Consider the following 16,012-nt stretch of genomic DNA (forward strand, 5'->3'; position numbering starts at 1 on the left):
CCCGACCGCTCTGCTCTCAAGCCAAGTGCCATCCCTGTGGGAGCCGGCTTGCCGGCGAATGGGGCGCGGAGCGGCCCCACAATGCTCAGCCCAGTCGCACCCGCCACTGACCGTAATGGCTGAAACGCACATTGGCCAGGGGCTGCACATCTATGCGGTGGAAGGATTGCACAGGCGCGCCCAGCGCATGCAGCATTGCGGCGCGGATGACGAAGGGGTGGGTCACGGCGATCCATTCACCCTCCCCCAGGGCGCTGTCCATCCAATGGGCAACACGTTCGCACAGGGCGGCCAGCGATTCGCCGCCGTGAGGCGTGGCATGGGGGTCGCTCAGCCACGCCTGCAACGCGGCCTCATCCAGTTGCTTGAGCGGCTGACCTTTCCAGGTGCCCAGGTCGCAGTCGCGCAGCCCCTCATCAACCGTCGCCCTCAGGCCCTCGGCCGTCTGCCGGGCGCGCAGCTCCGGTGCGCTGAGGTAGCGCACCGCCGGTTCAGGCACAAGCGAGGGCAACTCCAGCAACGGTTCGCCATCCTGGGCGAAGCGCCCCACCCTTTGTGCCTCGGTGCGGGCGTGGCAGATCAGGGTGAGGTGGATGGGCTTCATGGCAGGGCTTCGGCAGGGATGTCCGGGCACTCTAGCCGAAGTGCGGGGAACATGCGCGGGCCCTGCCAACCCCACTATCAGGCCGAAGCGCGCAACTCGCGGGCAGCGGCGACCATGTTCACCAAAGCTGCCTCGGTCTCCGGCCAGCCACGGGTCTTCAAGCCGCAATCCGGGTTCACCCACAACCGCTCGGCCGGGATCCGCTGGGCAGCCTTGCGCAGTAGCGTGACCATCTCTTCCCTGGCGGGCACCCGCGGCGAGTGGATGTCGTACACGCCCGGGCCGATCTCGTTCGGGTAAGCGAACTGCTCGAACGCCTCCAGCAGTTCCATGTCCGAACGCGAGGTCTCGATGGTGATTACATCCGCATCCATCGCCGCGATCGACTCGATCACATCGTTGAACTCGCTGTAGCACATGTGGGTGTGGATCTGCGTCTCGTCCCGCACACCCGAGGCACACAGGCGAAACGCCTCGGTGGCCCACTCCAGGTAGCGCGGCCAGGCACTGCGGCGCAGCGGCAGGCCCTCGCGGAAAGCGGCTTCGTCGATCTGCACGATCTTGATGCCGGCGGCCTCCAGGTCCAACACCTCGTCACGCAGCGCCAGCGCCAGCTGCTGTGCCTGCACCTCGAGGCTCACGTCCTCGCGTGGGAACGACCACATCAGCATGGTCACCGGGCCCGTCAGCATGCCCTTCATCACCTTGCGGGTCAGGCCCTGGGCGTACGTGATCCAGTCCACGGTCATCGCCTTCGGGCGGCTCAGGTCACCGAAGATAACCGCTGGCTTCACGCAGCGCGAACCGTAGCTCTGCACCCAGCCGAAACGGGTGAACGCGTAGCCGTCCAGCTGTTCGGCGAAGTACTCGACCATGTCGTTGCGCTCGGCCTCGCCGTGCACCAGTACGTCCAGGCCGAGGTTCTCCTGGATCTGCACCGCATGACGGATCTCGCTGTGCATGGCCTCGATGTAGTCGGCCTCGGTCAGCGTGCCCTGCTTGAACGCCTGGCGCGCCAGGCGGATGGCCGCGGTCTGCGGGAACGACCCGATGGTGGTGGTCGGAAACGCCGGCAGGTTGAGCCCGGCGCGCTGCTTGGCGATGCGCTGCTCGAAAGCGCTGGCGCGCTGGCTGTCGGTTGGCTTGATCGCGGCGACACGGGCCTGCACCGCCGGCTTGTGAATCCGTGGCGAGGTGGCGCGGCTGCGCTGCACGGCGCGGCTCTGCGCCTGCGCCGCCAGCACCGCGTCGGCTTCGGGCTGGTTCAGTGCCTTGGCCAGCAACGTCACTTCGCGGCACTTCTGCACGGCGAAGGCCAGCCAGCTTTTCAGTTCGTCATCGAGCTGGTCTTCACGGTCCAGGTCCACCGGGCTGTGCAGCAGCGAGCACGACGGCGCCACCCACAGGCGGTCGCCCAAGCGCTCATGGGCATGGCGCAACACCTCCAGCGCCTTGTCAAGGTCGCAGCGCCAAACGTTGCGGCCGTTGACCACACCCAGCGACAAAACTTTGTAGGCCGGCAGGCGGTCGAGGATGGTCGGGTACTGGTCCGGGGCACGTACCAGGTCGATGTGCAGGCCATCGACCGGCAGGTTGGCGGCCAGGCCGAGGTTGTCTTCGAGACCGCCGAAGTAGGTGGCGATCAGTTTTTTCAGCGGCGCGCGCTGGAGGATGTTGTAGACCCGTTCGTAGGCGTTCTTCCAGTCCTGCGGCAGGTCGAGGGCGAGGATCGGCTCGTCGATCTGCACCCACTCCACGCCCTGCACCGCCAGGCGGTTGAAGATCTGGTCATACAGCGGCAGCAGGCGGTCGAGCAGGTCGAGCTTGTCGAAGTCGGCGCCCTTGGCCTTGCCCAGCCACAGATAGGTCAACGGGCCGATCACCACCGGCTTGACCGCATGGCCCAAGGCCCTGGCCTCCTCGACCTCTTCGAACAGCTGCTCCCAGCTCAGGGCGAATTGCTGGTCGGCGCTGAACTCGGGGACCAGGTAGTGGTAGTTGGTGTCGAACCACTTGGTCATCTCCTGGGCGTGGGCACCACCGCAGCAGCTATCGCTTCGGTCCGTCGCCACGGCGCCTCGGGCCATGGCGAACAGGGTCTGCAGGGTCGGCTTGGCACCGTCCTTGGCACGGAAGCGCTCGGGGATCACGCCAAAGGTCAGCGAGTGGGTCAGCACCTGGTCGTACCAGGCGAAGTCACCGACCGGCAGCAGGTCGATGCCGGCATCCTTCTGCACCTGCCAGTGGGCGGCACGCAGCTCACGGCCCACGGCGCGCAAGCCGGCTTCGTTCAGCTCGCCCTTCCAGAACGCTTCCTGGGCTTTCTTCAACTCACGGTCGCGGCCGATACGTGGGAAACCCAGGTTGTGTGCCAGTGCCATGTCGTGGTCCCTCGATCTTTTTAAAATGAATGAGGGATATTCTGGGCTGCGGTTTAATGTGAGACAAACTCATTAAATTTGAGATGAACTCAAGATTTGTTCATGGTGCCAATTCCTGTGATGAGCCATTACAGCCATCGAAGTTGTTGCAGGCTTCGTGGGAGCGGGCTTGCCCCGCGATGACGTCGCCCCAGGTGACCCAAATGTCTCAATCAACACACTCACCCGCGCAATCAGACATGCCAACGCCGCCCACCTGTCGCACACTGCCACCCTGCCCCAACCCGGTAGCCCACACCCCATGAGCCTGCTGAAAACAACCCTGGACGCCAACGCCTTCGCCTGCATCCTGGAGTTCGTGCCCAAGCCCAGCGCCGAGCGTTTTGCCACCCTCGACACCCTCATGGCCCGCACCCAGCTGTGCGGCTGGCCGCTGACCGTGGCCATCGGCGACCGCGTCGGCAGCGCCCTGGACATGTCGCCGCTGGACGCCTTCAACAGCCTGGCCGAGCCCGTCCCTGCCCTGCTGCACTTCTCAGGCAAGGACCGCGAGCGCCGCGAACTGCTGGCGCAATTGCAACGCATGGACGCCGCCGGCCTCGACCAGCTCCTGCTGCTCACCGGCGACCGCCTGCCCGGCCACGTCCCGGGCGAGCGCCCGGTGCGCTACCTCGAATCCGTCGCCGCCCTGCAGATCGTCCGCCAGGCCCGCCCGCACTGGCTGCTGGCCGCCGCGCTCAACCCGTTCAAGTACCAGGAGGCCGAAGGCGGCGCGCAGTACAGCAAGGCCGAAAAGAAACTCGCCGCCGGAGCCGACCTGTTCATCCTGCAACTCGGTTTCGATATCGATAAGTATCAGGAAGCCTTCGACTGGATGCAGCGCCAGCCCCGCCCCAAGCCGTTGATGGCCTGCATCATGGCGCTCACCGAGGGCCGTGCCGGGATGCTTGAGCATGTCGCCGGGGTGACCGTCACGCCATCGATGCGCGCACTGCTGGCCGCCGAGGCAGCGGTTTCCAAGGCCTACGCCAAAGAGCGCGCCAACCAGCGCCTGGCCTTGCAGGTGATCGGCCTGAAGTTGATGGGCTATGCCGGGGTGCACTTGTCCGGTATCCACGAGGTGGCGCAGTTCGAGGCGCTGGAGCAGGCCATCAGCGCACTGCAACCGCAGTTCACCTCACTGGAAGACTGGACCCCGGCCTGGGAAGCGGCCTGGCAGGAAGCGGACCTTGAGCCAATCACCTTCCATCCACCCGGGCACGCCTGGCGCCTCGGGCAGCGGCAGATCACCGCCTCCAACAAGGAAAAGGTTCGCTATCACCTGCTGTCGGCAATGCACCACCAGCTGTTCAGCCGCACCACCGCCTTGAGCAAGGCCTTCGGCTGGGCCGTGACCCGGCCACTGTGGGCCAACCCCACGGCGGCGCAGTGGCTGCATCAGCTGGAGCGGCGTATCAAACGGCCGATGGTGGGCTGCGATACCTGTGGCAGTTGCCGGCTGGAGGACACGCTGTATATCTGCCCCGAGACCTGCCCCAAGGGGCTGGCCAACGGGCCGTGCGGCGGCACCCGCCTGGACCGTTGCGAGTTTGGCGATCGGGAATGCGTGCACAGCGCCAAGTACCGGCTGGCGGTGAGCGTGGGCAGGACCGAGGTGCTGCGTGAGCGGCTGATTCCCTGTGTGCAGGTGGAGAACCGGCAGCGCAGTTCGTGGCCGGTGTGGTTCGAAGCGGCCACCTCGAGATCGCCCTCCCGGCAGCCCGACGTCGCTGCGGAGTTCAACGAGTAATACGCCTATAGCCATGCGCATTGTCCGTCGGAAAAGTCACTGACCGAGCAGCAAACGAAGTACTGGCATTCCTCGCCCGCTCCCGGCTCGAACCCTGCGTTTTACCCAAGGTATACTCCCGGCCCGTCGCGCCCAGAGTGGCGCGTAGCCTTCATGCGCAGGATGCCTTATGTCAGTTCAGCAACACGTTACCGCCGCCGATACCCTCCTCACCGCCACACCCGAGCCGCTCAGCCGCGCCGTTGAACAGGTGCGGCAGGCCGAGGCCAGCCTGCACCAGCGCCGGCGCCAGGTCACCCTGGCATTCATGGGCGTGCAAGCCGCCTACTGCGCCTATCTGATGCTCAAGTGGATCTGGCAGGGCCATTACATCGGCGGGCCGATCTATGCCGTGTTGCTCTGGTGCCTGTTGTGGCTGCTGTACTACCCGGTGTCGGTACTGTGGTACCCCCGCCAACGCGCGCTGGACAAGGCCTGGCGCACACTCGATGCGGCGCGCATGGAGCATGGCAAGGCATTTCTGGCCAGCCAGGCCCTGGGGCCATACCGCTGGGTGTGCCGCGGCGGGCGCATGCTGGCGGTGTTCCCCGACAGCCACGCGCTGTATGTGCTGGCCCCGGAAACCGGCGAGTGCCACGCACTGATGGATGCGCCACGGGTGGTCAAGCAAGTGCGCGTGGACGAACAGGCTGTCACCCGCAGCACTACCAAGACCACCACCAAGCACGGCTGGCGCAACGTCTACGCGTTCAACAACCATTTCGGCATGATCGGCGGCGGCAAGTCCCGCTCCACTTCGACCACCACCCACGACACCGTGCGCACCTTCACCCTGCACGTGCAGTTGCAGAGCGCTGGCCAGCATCCCTACTGGCTTCAGCTGCCCTTTGCCGCCGACTGGCAAGAGGCGCGCAACTGGCAGTTGCTCATCGAGCAAGCGACCGGGCGCTGAGCGTGCCTATGCCGCCCCACCTGCCGGGGCGGCCTTGTGCCGCGCCTGATGGCATTGGCAGACCGTCATGCCCGGCTGCCGCGCCAACACCACGATGACCGTCCGCCGGCGCAGCGATGATGAACCGCCGCTCAAAGGCCACGGCAGATCGATGCCGTTGAAACTTTTTAACAATCATTAGCAATGTTCATAAAGTTGGCCAACTGCCGCGATTGCTACGGTGCGCACCCATTCGAAGCTCCGCCACTTGGGCCTCCCGCCCCAAGCGGACGCACCTTGGAGACACCCTGCAGCCGAGCAGCCACTTTCGCGGCATGGTCGCATCTGTCGGGGTGATATAGAACGGCTACCTGAGCGTCGCGTATGAAGAGTATTGCTCCTGTAGGCTTTTCACTGCAGGGCAGAGCAAAAGCTCGGCATCGCGTGATCGCCCGCTGATTCATCTGCGTCTCAAAAGAATGTATAAAGCGTCAGCGCCCTGCGACCCCGACGTCCGTACAAGGAACCCCCTCCATGCTTCGGCTCACCCTGCCGGCCCTGCTCCTGGCTGTAGCCGGCTGTGCCACCAAGCCTCCCGCCAACCCCGAGAACCTCTGCGAGATCTTCCGCGAGAAGCCGAAATGGCACGAGGCGGCGTTGAAGATGCAGGCGCGCTGGGGCGCCCCGGTGCAGGTGCCGATGGCGATGATGTACCAGGAGTCCTCGTTCAAGCACGACGCCCTGCCGCCGCGCTATTACTTCCTCGGCTTCATCCCCTGGGGCCGGGTCAGCACCGCCTACGGCTACGCCCAGGCCAAGGACGAGACCTGGGCCGACTACAAGCGCGAAGCCGGCGGCTGGGGCGCCGCCCGCGACGACTTCGCCGACGCCCTCGACTTCATGGGCTGGTACATGCAGAAGAGCCAACGGGTGAATGGCACGTCCAAGTGGGACGCCTATGGCCAGTACCTGAATTACCACGAAGGCTGGGGCGGCTACCGCAACCGCAGCTACGATGCCAAGCCGTGGCTGAAGAACGTGTCGCAGAAGGTGCAGGCGCGGGCGTCGGTGTTTGGGGCGCAGTATCGGAGTTGCGAGCAGGAACTGGCTCGGGGTGGGTGGTTCTGGTAGACGCTGATTCGGGGGTGATGAAGCACCGGGCGAACGATGCGTTGCTGACAGGGCACTCTCTTGCAAGACGCGATGGTTCAAGTGGAGTCCGCCCAGGACACACCCCGCAATAGGGCCGCAAAGCGGCCCCGATGATGCGCAGCATCAGCCTGTAGAAACACCCTCTTCTTTCATCACCTCCAGCTTGCCGAACTGCTCGCTGGCCAAACGGCTGATGATCCGAATCGCCTGGTGAATGCCCGCCGTGTTGCGAAAGCTCAGTTGCGGGTTGTGCTCGCACTCGAGCACCTCGTCATGCTGGACCAGGGCCTCGCCTAGCAGTTCGAGGGTCCAGACGTAGCTTTGCAGGGTAGACATGCGGTCACGGTCAGTCATGGGGCACCTCGCGATTGGCGCGGTCGGCGAGGGACTGGCTGTCGATCGGGTAGAAGGTTGGGGATGGGGTGGCCGCACGGGTTGGGCGGCGGAGAGCGGATGCGAGGATCCTGTACAGATTTGCGAAATGCATGCATGAGGTCCTTTTCGGTTGAAGCACCACACCATCGTCGCCAAACGAATAGGGTGGCAGCTGTACGCAGGTTGGCGAACCGAGGAAAAGGAACCCGGCAGACCCGAAGGTCTCCCACGCACAGCCGCCATTACACGGACAGCGGACACAAAAAAAGCGCCTGCAATCGTGATCGGGGCGCCGTTGCGCCTTTTTCGGTCGGGTCGCCAAACCCGGTCGCGGAATTGGCCGCGACGGAGGGAATTTATTCCTTGCGGCTTTCTTATGCAAGCCTAGGACGACTGGGAAAAGGCAATGGATGCTGCGGGAAATTGCCTACACCGTAGAGAATGGGCAGTGGGCCTGTCACGAGACAGGCCCAGCCGCATCACATGAAGCTGAAACGGAGGGAAACGGACAGCGCGGAGGCAGAAATCGAAACGTGACCGATAGAGCCCATAAAATATAGATATTTCAACCTAATTCGGCTCTATGTATCCCTAAACGTATCCCCAAAACACAATCCACCTTCTCAGATTTGCTTCGTGCAGTGCATTGCAAGCTGCCTAACACCCTCCAATCCAGACATCTTGCACCTACCCACAGTCGAAAAAATGGCTGATCAGTACAGCAAATGACTCAATGTTTATGATAGCTACGCCGCAGCAGAGTCCGAGCAGTCACTAAAACTAAGTGCAGCCTGAAGGTGCAATGGTCCTCATCTGACAGCCCAGGGTGAGAACCTTCAGAGTGGAGCATCTTGAATAGTCCTCCCACAAAGCTTTTGCCATCCGGCGCCCATTCACCCCGGTTTTGTGACAAGTAACCCTTACCACCAAGCAATTGAAGTCGATTGTTGAGATTGCTCAATGCACTGTTTTCAGTCCCAAAATGGAGACTAGCGATGTCGTCGACAAGCTGCTCAAGGAACGTTCTGTACTGAGCATTGGCTGCCGCCCAGTCCCCTCGGGCGTGAGCATCAATGGCCTGATCCAGATGCCGGCCTGCAGTATTGAACCCGAAATGCGTCAACAGTCGATGGACCTCATCATCATTCTGAGGCATGTCAATGCTGGTTGGCATAGAGCGCCTAAGCCAAGGTGGAGAGCCGGCGCCACAGTTCCCTTCTTCCCAGGAAACCGTAAAACCATCCCTGGCCAAACTGCGCCGGAAATTCTCCTGAGGTTCGTCAATTCTCTGCTCGCTCATCACCGCGACAGCCTCACGGATCAGCGCTTCACCTAAGGACATCAGCCCGTCTTTTGCTTGGACCAGGAGCTGCGGTTGATGCAAAACCTGCGTGCCTAAAACCACACCTTTCTTAGGTACACTGAGCTGTTCCCCCTGAGGAACAACGTGATCCAGCCCTAGTCGCAGGACCATTTGGTCAAATTTGGCCCCTGTCAGGCGCTCCAGTAGGACAGCGGCGGCAAGCATAGTTTGGCGAGTGAAGTGTAATTCAGCGGTCATGTTGATTCCCTTCCTAACGTTTCACGACGATATCAGAAACCGCGGAAGGCGACAGAAGATGGAGAGGACCTTATCAGAACCAAGATTCGACCAGTCCGGCAGGTGCTGTGAAAAAGGCTCCACGCTGGATCGTTACGCCATCGGTAACAAACGTGCTCTGGGTGCAAGAAACTGCACAGTTCACCGGGCTTTACACTGTTCATTTGTTCACTAAGCTGGTGGGGCTTCCGCTAACAAAAAACTGCGGGGTTCCGTCCCCGCACCTCAGCGTTTTACCCAGGGTCCCCGACACCACTACAGGCAAACGATAATTTTCTTCTGGTATAGCTGTGACTTTGACTGTGTTGGCCTTTGCGCTCGCGAGCCACTACAGCTCGTCTGGATCTATCCGCAGGATTGCAGAATTGGAGAAGAGGTTCACCAAGGCAATCGACGCCTCGGTCTTGCCTGCCCCCGGAGAACCTGACATGAAAACCGAGACAGGCTCCTCTTCAGCCGGATAGGTATCGACTGATGTCAACCGTCGTCCGATGGCCTTCTTGTTGCTCCTCGCGAAGGCTATCGCTTCATCCCAAATCCGCTGCTCATCGGCCGTAAAGGGCATCCGTCGCATCCTCTGAGACAAGCTTCCCGTTAGGAATAGTCATTCAGCCGACCCGAGAAGCAAAAAACCGCCCAAAGGCGGTTCATCAGCCCGATAGGGTAACTAAACACTATCGACAATTCTGGTGCCGGAGACAGACGGACGGTTGTTGGCTGTGAGGTCCCGGTTTTCGGGGCACTGGAATTTGGTGGATTTTTTGGCATACCTCATAGGGTATCTATAAAAAAATCAGCTAGTTATGGCTTTCAGTGGAATCGAATCGGAAGTTGCGGAGGCTCCCCCCACCCACTTCAAATGGTATGTAAGGAACGGCAGAAACGCCCCAAAGCGGCTCTTGGTGGACGGCGGCGATCGGCCAGAAGCGGACCTTCACGGCTAGAGAAAACAACTCGAAGTCAACCTAGACACAGTGATGAAGACTTCGTACGCTCCGTGCAGGCGTTCTTTTTGGCCGTGGCTTGGTTCTAGCCCCCATATTTGTAGACATACCAAATCTCAATGGAGTGAATATGCGGAGATTACTTGGATATACCGGAGCCCAGAAAAATCCTAATGGCACATGGGTCTGTGGTAGCGCTTATACGGGTGCTCAACAAAACACCGACGGCACTTGGGTGTGCGGCGGAGCATACGCTGGAGCTCAGAAAAATCCTAATGGAACATGGGTCTGTGGCGGCGCCTATACCGGCGCACAAAAGAATCCCGATGGTACTTGGGTATGCGGCGGAGCATACACCGGAGCCCAGAAAAATCCTAATGGAACATGGGTCTGTGGCGGTGCCTATACCGGCGCACAAAAGAACCCAGATGGTACTTGGGTATGCGGCGGGGCATATACCGGAGCCCAGAAAAATCCTAATGGAACATGGGTCTGTGGCGGTGCCTATACCGGCGCACAAAAGAATCCCGATGGTACTTGGGTATGCGGTGGGGCATACACCGGAGCCCAGAAAAATCCTAATGGAACATGGGTCTGTGGCGGTGCCTATACCGGCGCACAAAAGAACCCCGATGGTACTTGGGTATGCGGCGGGGCATACACCGGAGCCCAGCAAAATCCTAATGGAACATGGGTCTGTGGCGGCGCCTATTCAGGAGCTCAAAAAAATCCGAATGGCACATGGGTATGTGGTTAGCCGTCTAACAATGCACTTCACTTCTAAGCTACCGAAACTAGGTGGCTTGAATGTGCCGATGGCAAGTGCATCATGAGCGACTATCGTGGCGATATCAATCTTTCGGTAAAGCGAGCGGTGCTAGCTCGACTAGCGGAACTCACTACGCCGGCGATGAGTTTTCGGCCAAGGAAAATTCTACCTGTAATAGATTGCTGGTGCCAACTCAGGGTAGGTACCAGCTATTTTTTCACAAGTGAACTTTACATGGAGCCTACGATAATTCAAGTTCGCTGAATTTTAGGCTGACTCCCTGTTCAATATCAGTGATGAGCCTGCCTAACACCAGCTTCAGGTTGATACCAGCCTCAACATAAGTGGCATCTTGACTCTTCCTCATTAAAACGTTGTCAATATAAAAACAAAGCTCCCCGTCACTAATGTATCCGTTTTCTGAGTCGGTAGTGATAACCTTATCGATCCCAAGTTCACTTTCTATTTCGAATGTGTAATTTTTCTTATCTGTATGTAGCAATTTTAGGTTTTTTCTGAGTCTTTCAAAATCCATTTCTACAATGCCTTTTAATACGCCAGGCTTTAAAAAAATATTGCTTCTATTCGTGAATTTGAAATACAAGAAACCTCTAAGCTCGCCCGCGAGCCTCTCAATTTTTGGTTCCACGTAAGGAATTATGTTGTGTTTTAGGCAGTTGTTTATATCTAAAAAAATATTGTACTTCACACCATGAGAGAAGTATTCATTGCAATAAAATCGATACATATATTCATGGTATTTCAGCGCGAGACTTGGAATTGAGAAGGCATCATCGCAATAATCAAAGTTGAAATTCTGTGTTCTCTCCATCATGCCAGTATCTTTCAGATGGCCGGCGATTGCGTTTCCAAAAAATATTGGCCAGTAATCATTTCCAGATAATTTGCTTGGGTCTTGTTGGCTGACTTCTATGATCCTGACCCTTGTGTCGCTTCTAATGTGCTCCATCGAAGCTATTTTTTCGTTTTTTCCTTTCGAAGGGTAGGTTTTCCGAAGATTGTAATTGTTAAGCGGTCTGTATTGAACTTTTGTAATGTGGTGTTCGGCTATTCCCATTTTCAAAAAACAGTAAATGTAGTAATAGTCAATCAAAGACGCCATCGAGTTCATGATCGAGTCAGTTAGGGCCTGATTGATGTTTATGTTTTCAATATCTGGCGGCTTTTTATTTGCGACTTCTTCCAGAAGCCTTTTGACTGTCTTCTCTCTTAGGCTCCAGAACATTGAAAGCTTTTTAATTTGATATTCAATGTTTTCCCTTATTTGGTCGGTGTAGTCATGTGTCTCCAAGAGGTTTCTCCAAATGAGTAAATTTTGGGTAGCGTTTAAGCTCTAATTAGGCTTGGTGTTTTTTGTGACCATGTGCTTCGACAGGTTTGCAAGACGCTATGACGCAACGCTCTTACTCTCTTGCTATGTTCGTAGCTTATGGTATCCATTCTCGTATAGAGACTGGTCGTGGAAGGGATTCTCAATCCACGTCGTTCCTAGCTTTGGTCAGAGAGTTCCGGATGGAGACGCAGAGCCCGACAATCAACTTTGCTTCGTTGAAGGTAGGTACTCTGTCGTTACAGTGTTGAATTTCGGTCATGATATTTCTTGCACTTTGGTCATGGCTGGGATGTTTAGCTATGCTCGTAATATCTTTGTCAGTTGAAGTGTCGTACCATCTGCTGCAGACTTCTTCTGGCCGCTCTCCGCCGGACAGAGCGAGCGGGAGCGTCTCCAACAAAGCCACTTGCTGTATTTATAAAATCCAAGGGAGGTGCAGCTACCTTGTCTGCCCTTGAAGATTATCCACGAATAACGGGTCCAAACTGCTGCATAACTCGCGCTCTATCGTTCGCAAAAGTATGTTCAGCAAGAAGCTTAAATAGTTTCTGACGAACATCAGCGCTTGATGCATTCGGTAACTGATCGCTTAAGTGGGTGCAAACAGCATCTACGACAGTCTTGCATAAGTCTCTAACCCCAGGAGATTGCGGGTTAGGAGGATTCCCCATGTTTACACCGCGCAGAGCCAGCGTATTGAGCGAGTAGTGACGCCTTAAGCTCGCAAGTATTCCCGCCTGGTCTCGATGAAGGAAGTCGCATAGGCCTACTTCAGGCGTAAATGGAAGAAAGGAGATTGACCTTCCCTCGTCCCGATAAATACGAACGATATCTTCTACTTGAGCATTTTCCAGGCTTTCTTCCGCATCTGCGTCTAGAATCACATAAGCTCTAGTAATTGCAGGAAGAAGAGGTTTCTGACGCACGAAAAAACGCAAAACGTTAGTGATGCCGCCGACCGGTATTACATTAACACTAGGCGCAAACGAGTCTGCTGCAAAGGATTCAGCAATAAATTTTTGAGCTAATTTTTCCACAACAATCCTAGCGGCATCATCCTCCACATATATTAGTACGTCAGAGGCTGACTCTTCCTGATATGAAAGAGCACCAAGCACATAAGATGAGTAGCAATTTATGGCGCACGATATCATTCCCGGCGAATCTGCTTGTAAAAACATGATTTTCTTGCGATGCGACTGTTTTATTAACGTTGCGGAGTGCGTTGAAACTATAATCGTTAAACTTTTTTCATCTGAAATTCTTTGCAGGTAGGTAAGTAACTCAGCCTGCGCCATTGGATGAAGCGCTAACTCAACTTCGTCGATAAGTATCAGTGAGCCACGCCTGCACTCATTTAGATTTCGGAGCAATTTAATTATGCAGAGCTCACCTAAACTAAGGTTTTTCTCGGAGAAGTACTTCTTTGGTTGCCTCGCAGGGGTTGGCAGCTCCAATAAAAACGCCTCGCTGCCCACACCCCTTCGAACATTAATTACCTTTAGTGAGTCGAATTTTTGAGTGCTAAATATTTGATTGGCCGCTGCAATAACTCCTACTGGGGCCGTGCGCACCCTGCTTGGTGAAAAATCTTCCCTTCGTGGTTCAATACGCTCAGCGTCAGCGGCGATGTATACGACATCGGGATAACCTAGTGAATTAAGCACACCGCTATGTGATTTAGGTGTTGGCACCCATCTCTCGGTCCGGTATGTGTAAGTGACTAAGCCGCCTGGAGTGGAATAGCTAATTGACGCTCCCTCATTCGAGTCCAGTCGATCCGATTTTTTCGATGTAGGGAAGTGAACTGGAAAAGCGTTCTTGTAGCCAATGCGCCGAAGACAGCCGAGCAATGAGGTCTTCCCTGTGCCGTTACCTCCTGTAAGCAGCCAGACGCCCGGGCGAGGTATCTCGAACTCAAGGTTGGTTATGTGTCGCAAATTTTGAATTTTGATTTTTGCCATTATTTACCTTCCGCTGGAGGCTTTCCTTTAAAGTGTTCAAGTTTAACCAATTCAACGATGCTATTGTCGCAGGACATCCCCAAAAAAATCCATAGTGCAGTGGATGCCTCAGTGTAAGAAGTGAATCTCCCCCTAGTTTTTCGACGCATCTGAAACGGTTTTTGGATATCTAGCTCGTCCCTGTTGCAGGGGATTGGCCGGAAGCAGGTTAGGGCTAACCGTCCGCTTCTGGCCGTTAGCAGTCCTCCACGAAGGGCAGCTATGGGTCGATTGCTTCCAGTCATGCCTAACAAGAGCAGTACCTCGCTCAAAGGTTGAACACCCATGTTTTTTGCAAACGACGGGCGAGCAGCCGCACGGTCAATAAATAGTAATATCGCGTAGCCTCACTACTCCGCCCTAGACGATGTTCGAGAAACCAAGCCACATGCTTTCTCTGCCATGCCCAAGGCGTCTCTCGCTGCCAGCGTTCAGTGATTTCGGCTTGGATAATCTTCGCCTGACGCAAATGGCGCTGCCGTGTCGCGTGCGACCCAGTCAGCATACCAGCCAAGAACAACTCCATATCGAATGGCTTACTCATCTGCCACCTCCGATATAGGCTGCGACCACGTCGATCCGGCCGTGCCCCAGCTCATAGCTGATTTGCCTCCGGGCCTCACGATCAAGGCTCCTATCTACTTGGCTACATTGGCCACCGTTGATAGGCGCGCGGCGTTGGGTGAATTGCTCATAGCGCTCACATGCATAAGCCGCTCGTAGATCATGGAAACCCTTGAGGTTGTGTGCATGTAGGACCTCCCGCGCCGGGCGGATGATTTCTTGCAGAACATTTAGGTAGTTTTCGTGTGGCGCAATCAGGTTGCGACTACCCGCAGGCGATACCTGCGATGCATACCCAATTGCGTTTTGAACATGGTGGTCCACCGCAATCCAACGCGGCGCCGAGGATCCGGCGCGGCCTCCTTTGGTGCCATCCTGAATGTTGATCCTACCTAAGTCGTTAGCCTCACGGCTCAACCGTGGCAGGTCCGCCAAGATAGCCTCACGCAAGCGCATGCCGGTGGCTCGTGCCAACAGGACTATCGCGGCGGCCCGCAGCAGATGATGGCGACAAAACGTATCGACGACCTGCTTCACCTGTTCACGGTCCTGGCCTTGCGGCACCGAAAGACGAATCCCGCAGCGCTGCATATCCAGAGCCTTGCTCGGGCTTGGCAGTTTCACATGCTGATCACCGCGAAGCGCTGCCATTGTCCTGTTAACGCTGGATAGCCGATTTTGTGCGGTGCTTACGGCGAGGTCACCGCGATTAACCATGTCGCGCAGATACGCCGCATAGTCCGCCAACACCTTCCGATCAATCTGCCGCGCATCATTAATACCTGGCCCCTGTTCGGAACGGCACCATTTGACGAATGCCTGCCACCGATCACAGTGTGCCTTCACCGTGCCGTAATGACCGCCGCCGAACATGTCTTTCAGTGCCTGCGGCCCTGCATAGCTCAGTTGCCTGCCGTAGCCGAAATTGCGGCCATCGCGTCTACCCACCAATGCCATGTCGGTCTCCTCATCGTTCGCTCTCCGATCCTCGCCCCACGTCATCCCGCCAAGAATGTTGAGTGTTATCAGGGATCAAGGCCCCTGCGACCTGTGGGGAATGTCCTCTAGCGCGGGACTGGCGGCTCCTTACGTCCGGGAGCAAGGGCATCTCATGATCTAGCCTCCTGAGCACCGTTACCGGTGGGCGGGTGGAGGCTGCATTGGCTGACGAGACCAGTGCCGCGAGATCCTGAGCCATGTGCAAGCAGCAATACGATGACCGGGGCGTGCCTGACTGTCAGTCAGGTGCAGTCCATTCCTTGGTCTGCGGCACCATCATTTACAGCGCTGTTGCTAGTGACATCGGCGTTTGTCACGCCGATTGTCACGAGGGGGAATGCCGCAAAGCCTTGTGCGATCAGGGCTGCAGCAGTGGTAGAAGTGCCCGTCTCTTTCCAGAAGAAAGAGACGGGCACAGGTTGGCGCAATATTCGGCCAAGCGGATGGGTTGCTGCAGGGCAGCGAGGTACGGTGTATCTGGCGCACGAGCGCTATATGTGTAAGAGCATCCATCACATGGGTAGTGACCGGGCGAGCTGCCGGATGC

General features: G+C 57.2%; 12 protein-coding genes and 1 pseudogene. 4 read left to right on the forward strand and 9 right to left on the reverse strand.

What is annotated here, in order from left to right; genetic code table 11:
* Nucleotides 1-85 precede the first annotated feature (85 nt).
* Together ACQ4OD_RS22720 and metE are read right to left on the reverse strand one after the other, a co-directional pair.
* Nucleotides 86-604, reverse strand: a complete 519-nt coding sequence (locus ACQ4OD_RS22720; protein WP_430944967.1) for a histidine phosphatase family protein — start codon at nucleotides 602-604, stop codon at nucleotides 86-88.
* A 77-nt stretch (nucleotides 605-681) separates the two neighbouring features.
* Complete coding sequence (gene metE / locus ACQ4OD_RS22725) at nucleotides 682-2,985, reverse strand: 5-methyltetrahydropteroyltriglutamate--homocysteine S-methyltransferase (protein ID WP_430944968.1); 2,304 nt, start codon at nucleotides 2,983-2,985, stop codon at nucleotides 682-684.
* Between the two features lie 301 nt (nucleotides 2,986-3,286).
* On the opposite strand from metE, the gene ACQ4OD_RS22730 reads away from it, so the two are divergent.
* From ACQ4OD_RS22730 to ACQ4OD_RS22740, 3 genes are all read left to right on the forward strand, one after another.
* A complete protein-coding gene (locus ACQ4OD_RS22730) occupies nucleotides 3,287-4,774 on the forward strand; it encodes a methylenetetrahydrofolate reductase C-terminal domain-containing protein (protein ID WP_430944969.1) in 1,488 nt (495 codons plus the stop codon).
* A gap of 169 nt (nucleotides 4,775-4,943) precedes the next feature.
* Nucleotides 4,944-5,726 (forward strand): hypothetical protein, encoded by a 783-nt coding sequence (locus ACQ4OD_RS22735; protein ID WP_139668906.1) that lies wholly within the window; start codon nucleotides 4,944-4,946, stop codon nucleotides 5,724-5,726.
* A 513-nt stretch (nucleotides 5,727-6,239) separates the two neighbouring features.
* Nucleotides 6,240-6,836, forward strand: a complete 597-nt coding sequence (locus ACQ4OD_RS22740; RefSeq protein WP_309475177.1) for a hypothetical protein — start codon at nucleotides 6,240-6,242, stop codon at nucleotides 6,834-6,836.
* A gap of 144 nt (nucleotides 6,837-6,980) precedes the next feature.
* Here the strand turns inward: ACQ4OD_RS22740 and ACQ4OD_RS22745 are convergent, their stop codons facing one another.
* From ACQ4OD_RS22745 to ACQ4OD_RS22755, 3 genes and pseudogenes are all read right to left on the reverse strand, one after another.
* A complete protein-coding gene (locus ACQ4OD_RS22745; RefSeq protein WP_102682137.1) occupies nucleotides 6,981-7,211 on the reverse strand; it encodes a hypothetical protein in 231 nt (76 codons plus the stop codon).
* Nucleotides 7,212-7,962: 751 nt separating this feature from the next.
* On the reverse strand, nucleotides 7,963-8,793 hold the full coding sequence (locus tag ACQ4OD_RS22750; RefSeq protein ID WP_430944970.1) for a hypothetical protein: 831 nt from the start codon (nucleotides 8,791-8,793) through the stop codon (nucleotides 7,963-7,965).
* 370 nt (nucleotides 8,794-9,163) lie between these two features.
* Nucleotides 9,164-9,397, reverse strand: a pseudogene (locus ACQ4OD_RS22755) (zeta toxin family protein); the annotation flags it as partial.
* Between the two features lie 509 nt (nucleotides 9,398-9,906).
* On the opposite strand from ACQ4OD_RS22755, the gene ACQ4OD_RS22760 reads away from it, so the two are divergent.
* Nucleotides 9,907-10,533 (forward strand): hypothetical protein, encoded by a 627-nt coding sequence (locus ACQ4OD_RS22760; RefSeq protein ID WP_430944971.1) that lies wholly within the window; start codon nucleotides 9,907-9,909, stop codon nucleotides 10,531-10,533.
* Nucleotides 10,534-10,786: 253 nt separating this feature from the next.
* Here the strand turns inward: ACQ4OD_RS22760 and ACQ4OD_RS22765 are convergent, their stop codons facing one another.
* The 4 genes from ACQ4OD_RS22765 to ACQ4OD_RS22780 all read right to left on the reverse strand — a co-directional run bounded on the left by ACQ4OD_RS22765 (nucleotide 10,787) and on the right by ACQ4OD_RS22780 (nucleotide 15,423).
* Complete coding sequence (locus ACQ4OD_RS22765; protein ID WP_430944972.1) at nucleotides 10,787-11,857, reverse strand: hypothetical protein; 1,071 nt, start codon at nucleotides 11,855-11,857, stop codon at nucleotides 10,787-10,789.
* A gap of 503 nt (nucleotides 11,858-12,360) precedes the next feature.
* Nucleotides 12,361-13,863 (reverse strand): ATP-dependent nuclease, encoded by a 1,503-nt coding sequence (locus ACQ4OD_RS22770; protein ID WP_430944973.1) that lies wholly within the window; start codon nucleotides 13,861-13,863, stop codon nucleotides 12,361-12,363.
* A 307-nt stretch (nucleotides 13,864-14,170) separates the two neighbouring features.
* Nucleotides 14,171-14,446 (reverse strand): hypothetical protein, encoded by a 276-nt coding sequence (locus tag ACQ4OD_RS22775; protein ID WP_430944974.1) that lies wholly within the window; start codon nucleotides 14,444-14,446, stop codon nucleotides 14,171-14,173.
* Nucleotides 14,443-15,423 carry an integrase domain-containing protein gene (locus ACQ4OD_RS22780; protein ID WP_430944975.1) on the reverse strand — a complete coding sequence of 327 codons (981 nt, stop codon included), beginning with the start codon at nucleotides 15,421-15,423 and terminating at the stop codon, nucleotides 14,443-14,445. Before ACQ4OD_RS22780 ends, ACQ4OD_RS22775 begins: the two co-directional genes overlap by 4 nt.
* Nucleotides 15,424-16,012 lie beyond the last annotated feature (589 nt).

Source organism: Pseudomonas sp. WC1 (assembly GCF_050586565.1).
Lineage (GTDB): Bacteria > Pseudomonadota > Gammaproteobacteria > Pseudomonadales > Pseudomonadaceae > Aquipseudomonas.

Excerpts from the sequence above, each read along its gene's own strand:
- ACQ4OD_RS22720 (WP_430944967.1), bottom strand. The coding sequence starts at position 604 with ATGAAGCCCATCCACCTCACCCTGATCTGCCACGCCCGCACCGAGGCA.
- ACQ4OD_RS22760 (WP_430944971.1), top strand. The coding sequence starts at position 9,907 with ATGCGGAGATTACTTGGATATACCGGAGCCCAGAAAAATCCTAATGGC.
- ACQ4OD_RS22730 (WP_430944969.1), top strand. The coding sequence starts at position 3,287 with ATGAGCCTGCTGAAAACAACCCTGGACGCCAACGCCTTCGCCTGCATC.
- ACQ4OD_RS22775 (WP_430944974.1), bottom strand. The coding sequence starts at position 14,446 with ATGAGTAAGCCATTCGATATGGAGTTGTTCTTGGCTGGTATGCTGACT.
- metE (WP_430944968.1), bottom strand. The coding sequence starts at position 2,985 with ATGGCACTGGCACACAACCTGGGTTTCCCACGTATCGGCCGCGACCGT.
- ACQ4OD_RS22770 (WP_430944973.1), bottom strand. The coding sequence starts at position 13,863 with ATGGCAAAAATCAAAATTCAAAATTTGCGACACATAACCAACCTTGAG.
- ACQ4OD_RS22745 (WP_102682137.1), bottom strand. The coding sequence starts at position 7,211 with ATGACTGACCGTGACCGCATGTCTACCCTGCAAAGCTACGTCTGGACC.
- ACQ4OD_RS22780 (WP_430944975.1), bottom strand. The coding sequence starts at position 15,423 with ATGGCATTGGTGGGTAGACGCGATGGCCGCAATTTCGGCTACGGCAGG.
- ACQ4OD_RS22750 (WP_430944970.1), bottom strand. The coding sequence starts at position 8,793 with ATGACCGCTGAATTACACTTCACTCGCCAAACTATGCTTGCCGCCGCT.
- ACQ4OD_RS22740 (WP_309475177.1), top strand. The coding sequence starts at position 6,240 with ATGCTTCGGCTCACCCTGCCGGCCCTGCTCCTGGCTGTAGCCGGCTGT.
- ACQ4OD_RS22735 (WP_139668906.1), top strand. The coding sequence starts at position 4,944 with ATGTCAGTTCAGCAACACGTTACCGCCGCCGATACCCTCCTCACCGCC.